Here is a 5,189-nt window from a genome sequence, read left to right on the forward strand (position 1 = left end):
GAGTACCCGGGGTACTCGGTGCCACGCCCTCACGGTGTCCGGGCGGTCAGGCCTTGCGGGCCTTGACCTCGGCGGTCAGCTGCGGCAGGACCTCGAAGAGGTCGCCGACCACGCCGTAGTCGACGAGCTCGAAGATCGGGGCCTCGGGGTCCTTGTTGACGGCCACGATGGTCTTGGAGGTCTGCATGCCGGCCCGGTGCTGGATGGCGCCGGAGATGCCCGCCGCGATGTAGAGCTGCGGGGAGACCTGCTTGCCGGTCTGGCCGACCTGGCTGCTGTGCGGGTACCAGCCGGCGTCGACGGCGGCGCGCGAGGCACCGACGGCCGCGCCCAGGGCGTCGGCCAGCTCCTCGACGACGCCGAAGCCCTCGGCGGCGCCGACGCCGCGGCCGCCGGAGACCACGATCGCGGCCTCGGTCAGCTCCGGGCGGCCGGTGGAGACGCGCGGGGTGCGCGAGACGACCTTGGCGGCGTTGCCGGTGAACGCCACGGTGACGTCCTCGACCGCGCCGGCGGCCGGGGCGGCCTCCGGGGCGACCGCGTTCGGCTTGACGGTGATGACCGCGGCGCCGTGCGACACCGTGGACTTCACCTGGAAGGAGGCGGCGAACACCGACTGGGTGGCGACCGGACCGCCGTCGCCGGCCTCCAGGTCGACGGCGTCGGTGATGATGCCGGAGCCGATCCGCAGGGCGACGCGGGCGGCGACCTCCTTGCCCTCGCCGGAGGAGGTGACCAGCACCGCGGCCGGCTCCACCGCCTTCGCGATCTGGGCCAGGGCGTCCACCTTCGGGACGACCAGCTGCTCGGTGAACTCGGCGCCGTCGGCGACGTACACCTTGGCGGCGCCGTACTCGGCGGCCTTCGCGGCCAGCTCGGCGGCCTTGTCGCCGGCGCCGAGGACGACCGCGGACGGCTCGCCGATGCGGCGGGCCAGGGTCAGCAGCTCCAGGGCCGGCTTGCGGACCGCGCCGTCGGCGTGGTCCACGAGAACCAGGATCTCAGCCATGATTCATTGCTCCTGATCGATCGTTGGATGCGCGAACGGGTGGGGACTAGATGAACTTCTGCGTGGCGAGGAAGCCGGCAAGCGCCTTACCGCCCTCGCCCTCGTCCTTGACGACCGTGCCCGCGGTGCGCGCCGGACGCGCCGCCACCGACTCCACCGCCGTCCAGGCACCCGCCAGGCCGACCTCGTCCACCCCGATGCCCAGGTCGTCCAGGTCCAGGGACTCCACCGGCTTCTTCTTCGCCGCCATGATCCCCTTGAACGACGGGTACCGGGCCTCGCCCGACTGGTCCGTCACCGACACCACCGCCGGCAGCGCCGCCTCGACCAGCTCGGTCGCCGCGTCACCGTCCCGACGGCCCCTGACCACACCGCCCTCGACCGACACCTCCGACAGCAGCGTCACCTGCGGCACCCCCAGCCGCTCCGCCAGCAGCGCCGGCAGCACGCCCGTCGCCCCGTCCGTCGACGCCATGCCGCCGACCACCAGGTCGAACCCGGTCCGCTCCAGCGCCTTCGCCAGCACCGCCGACGTCCCGATCACGTCCGAGCCGTGGATGTCGTCGTCGTTCACGTGCACGGCCTTGTCCGCACCCATCGACAGCGCCTTGCGCAACGCGTCCTTCGCGTCGTCCGGCCCCACCGTCAGCACCGTCACCTCGGAACCCTCATGGGCCTCCGCGATCCGCAGCGCCTGCTCGACGCCGTACTCGTCCAGCTCCGACAGAAGGCCGTCCACGCCCTCCCGGTCGGTGGTGTGATCGTCCGAGAAACGACGGTCACCCGTCGCGTCCGGCACGTGCTTCACACAGACAACGATCCTCAAGCTCACGGCCTGTCTCCTGTACTGGTCTCGTCCGGCGGCTGCGGCTGTGCAAGCGGGTGCGAAACACGGCTCGCGCCCACTCCCGGCAGCGTGCTCCCGTGCCGGTCCGGAACTTCCTGGCAGCATACCCGCCAGTAGCCCGACGGTCACTACTCGCCAGTAGCTTACGTCGCGCGGCCCCGGCCGGGCGCCCCGCGGACCCCCTCGGCAGCCCCGGGGAGGCCTCCGGTCCGCACGGACCGCGGGACGGTCACACCGCCGTCAGGGCCATCCTGCCCCAGCCCACCTCCGACCCCACCCGACGGGGCCACCCCTGCGCCACCGGATACGCCGCGGGGCCGCCCCGCACGCCCCCGCCCGCACCCCGGCGCCCACGCGGCACCACCGCTCGCCCGCCGTCGGACCGCCGTCGGACCGCCGTCGGAGCGGCGTCAGACCGCCGCGCCCAGCGCCGCGATCACATCCGCCCGCCGCGGCTGCCCGGCCGCCCGCCGCACCACCCGGCCGGCGGCGTCCAGCACCAGCACCGTCGGCGTCCGCGCCACCCCCAGCCGCCGCACCAGCTCCAACCGCTCCTCGGCGTCCAGCTCGACGTGCGCCACCCCGGCCACCATCCCCGCCACCTCGGCCAGCACCCGGCGGGTGGCCCGGCACGGCTGGCAGAACGCGGTGGAGAACTGCACCAGCGTCGCCCGATCCCCCAGCGGCTCCCCCAACTCCGCCGCCGACAGCCGCACCTCCCCGTCGCCCACCCGCACCCACAGCCTTCCGTCACCCGCGCCACGACGGACGCCCGAACGCGCCCGCGGCCACCACAACACCCGCCGCCGCCCCGGTCATCCCGGGCCCGCCCCGCCCGAACGGGCAGCGAAACCGACCGGACGCCCGGCCGAAAAAAGTTCCCGTCCCAGCTCATCACGCACATCACACCGCCGGAACCGACCGCGCGGCCCGGCTCAGGTGACAGCGGGTACCCGTTCGGGGGATCATCTCCGTGTATCGCCCGTGGCCGCCGCGGTGTGCCGCGCCCCCGGTCGGCCCCCGCCTACGGCACGCGGGACCCCGCCGTACCGGGCCTCCAGGCCCGTCGAAGTCAGGACTGACCGTGGCAGAGCTCGTGTACCCGCCGGTGATCGGCGCCGCGCTGACCGTCTTCCGCGCGCTCGACGTGCGCATCAGGATCGTCGGCGCCGAACACATCCCCGCCAAGGGCGGGGCGGTGCTCGTGAGCAACCACATCAGCTACCTCGACTTCCTCTTCGCCGGCCTCGGCGCCTACCGCGGCGGCAAGCGCAAGACCCGCTTCATGGCCAAGGACGACGTCTTCAAGCACGCCGTCTCCGGCCCGCTGATGCGCGGCATGAAGCACATCCCGGTCGACCGCACCGACGGCCAGCCCGCCTACGAGGCCGCCGTGCGCGCCCTGCGGGCCGGCGAGGTGGTCGGCGTCTTCCCCGAGGCGACCATCAGCCGCTCCTTCATGCTGAAGAAGTTCAAGACCGGGGCCGCCCGGATGGCCGCCGACTCCGGCGCCCCACTGCTCCCCGTGGTCCTCTGGGGCACCCAGCAGCTGTGGACCAAGGGCCGCCCCAAGACCCTCACCAAGCGGCACGTCCCGGTCACCATCATGATCGGCGAACCGATCGTGCTGAAGCCCGAGGACAAGCCCGTCATGGTCACCCGCCGGCTGCGCGCCGCGATGTCCGAGATGCTCGACCGGGCCCAGCGCGAGTACCCCGGCAAGCCCTCCGGCCCCGACGACACCTGGTGGCTGCCCGCCCAGCTCGGCGGCACCGCGCCCACCCTGGAGACCGCCGAGGCCGAGGACGAGGCGGAGGCCCTCGCCAAGGCCGAAAGCCGCGCCGCCAAGGGCTGACCCTCCGCCCGCGCGGATGACTCCCCGTCCCCGAGCGGACGCGGACCGTCGCGTGTCGCCCCGTTCCACCCGCTCCGATCTGACACAGTGACAGCTCCTTCGGGGGGCTCACGCCCGGCCTCGCCGGACGGATCGGAGACGGAGATGAGACGCGGATGACCCGCACACGGACACGGCTCTCACGGACCACCCCCACCATCCACCGCACCACCCCCGCCACGGCCCGCACCCGCCACCGCGCCGGTGCGGGCCTCCTGCTCGCCGGGACCCTGCTCACCGGCTGCGGCGCCCAGCCGGGCGAGATCCCGCTCAGCGAGATCCGCGCCGAGTCCCCCACCCCGACCGCCGAACCGGCCGTCGCCGCCCCGGACGTGGTCGGCGCCGCCGCGGCCACCCCGGCCGCACCCGCCGTCCCGGCCGCACCCAACGGCCTCATCGCCGGCCGGGTCTTCCTCGACCAGGAGCGTCGCACCAGCGCCATCTTCACGGTGACCGCCGACGGCAGGACCCGCCAACAGCTCACCCGGCCGCCCGAGCAGACCCGCGACGACCATCCCGCCTGGGCCCCCGACGGCACCACCCTCGCCTTCGACCGCACCGGCGGCGACTCCCCCGGCCGGATCTGGATCACGGGCACCGACGGCCGGGACGCCCAGCCGCTGGGCTCGCTCTGCCAGGCCGGCGCCCCCGACTGCCTCAACGAGACGGAGACCACGCCCGCCTGGTCCCCCGACGGCAAGCAACTCGCCTTCACCCGCGCCTGGGGCGACTCCGACCCGACGACCGAACAGATCCAGTACAGCGACCTCTACGTCATCGCCACCGACGGCACCACCGCCCAGCGGATCACCTTCCTCACCAACGACACCCCCTACTCCGGCACCGTCACCGACCCGGCCTGGTCCCCCGACGGCACGCAGATCGTCTTCTCCTACCGGACCAGCTCCACCGGCCAGCCCGCCAACAGCCGCGCGCTCTACATCGTCAACGCCGACGGCACCGGCCTGCGCCGCCTCACCCCCTGGGAACTGCGGGCCGGCGAACGCGCCAACTGGTCCCCCGACGGCAGCCACCTCGTCTTCACCACGTACCCCACCGACACCGACACCGCCCCCGGCGGCGGCATCTACACCGTCCACCCCGACGGCACCGCCATCGAGGCGCTCACCCCCGGCCCGTCCGACATCGCGTACGGCGTCGCCTCCTACTCCCCCGACGGCACCACCATCGCCTTCGCCCAGACCCCCGCCGGCGGAGCCTCCGAGCTCTACACCATGCACGTCGACGGCTCCGGCGTCGCCCGCCTCTCCGACACCCCCGGCCGCGAGGAGAGCCGCCCCGACTGGGGCACCGCCCAACCGCAGGGCTGAGACCCGTACGGAAAACGCGAAGAACCCCCGCCGGAATACCGGCGGGGGTTCTTCTCAAAATTTGTTCGGCGGCGTCCTACTCTCCCACAGGGTCCCCCCTGCAGTACC

Annotated in this window: 5 protein-coding genes; 2 read left to right on the top strand and 3 right to left on the bottom strand. The window is 73.8% G+C overall.

The window, feature by feature from the left end:
* Window positions 1-46 precede the first annotated feature (46 nt).
* The 3 genes from ACFU74_RS35895 to ACFU74_RS35905 all read right to left on the bottom strand — a co-directional run bounded on the left by ACFU74_RS35895 (window position 47) and on the right by ACFU74_RS35905 (window position 2,593).
* Window positions 47-1,009: an electron transfer flavoprotein subunit alpha/FixB family protein gene (locus tag ACFU74_RS35895; protein ID WP_380764325.1), complete on the bottom strand. Its 963-nt coding sequence runs from the start codon at window positions 1,007-1,009 to the stop codon at window positions 47-49.
* 46 nt (window positions 1,010-1,055) lie between these two features.
* Complete coding sequence (locus ACFU74_RS35900; RefSeq protein ID WP_380764326.1) at window positions 1,056-1,841, bottom strand: electron transfer flavoprotein subunit beta/FixA family protein; 786 nt, start codon at window positions 1,839-1,841, stop codon at window positions 1,056-1,058.
* A gap of 425 nt (window positions 1,842-2,266) precedes the next feature.
* Window positions 2,267-2,593, bottom strand: a complete 327-nt coding sequence (locus ACFU74_RS35905; RefSeq protein WP_380764327.1) for a TlpA family protein disulfide reductase — start codon at window positions 2,591-2,593, stop codon at window positions 2,267-2,269.
* A 347-nt stretch (window positions 2,594-2,940) separates the two neighbouring features.
* On the opposite strand from ACFU74_RS35905, the gene ACFU74_RS35910 reads away from it, so the two are divergent.
* Together ACFU74_RS35910 and ACFU74_RS35915 are read left to right on the top strand one after the other, a co-directional pair.
* Window positions 2,941-3,711, top strand: a complete 771-nt coding sequence (locus ACFU74_RS35910) for a lysophospholipid acyltransferase family protein (protein ID WP_380764328.1) — start codon at window positions 2,941-2,943, stop codon at window positions 3,709-3,711.
* A 155-nt stretch (window positions 3,712-3,866) separates the two neighbouring features.
* Window positions 3,867-5,081 (top strand): TolB family protein, encoded by a 1,215-nt coding sequence (locus ACFU74_RS35915; protein ID WP_380764329.1) that lies wholly within the window; start codon window positions 3,867-3,869, stop codon window positions 5,079-5,081.
* Window positions 5,082-5,189: the final 108 nt, after the last annotated feature.

The sequence above is a fragment of the Kitasatospora sp. NPDC057500 genome (genome assembly GCF_042802195.1).
GTDB lineage: Bacteria > Actinomycetota > Actinomycetes > Streptomycetales > Streptomycetaceae > Kitasatospora.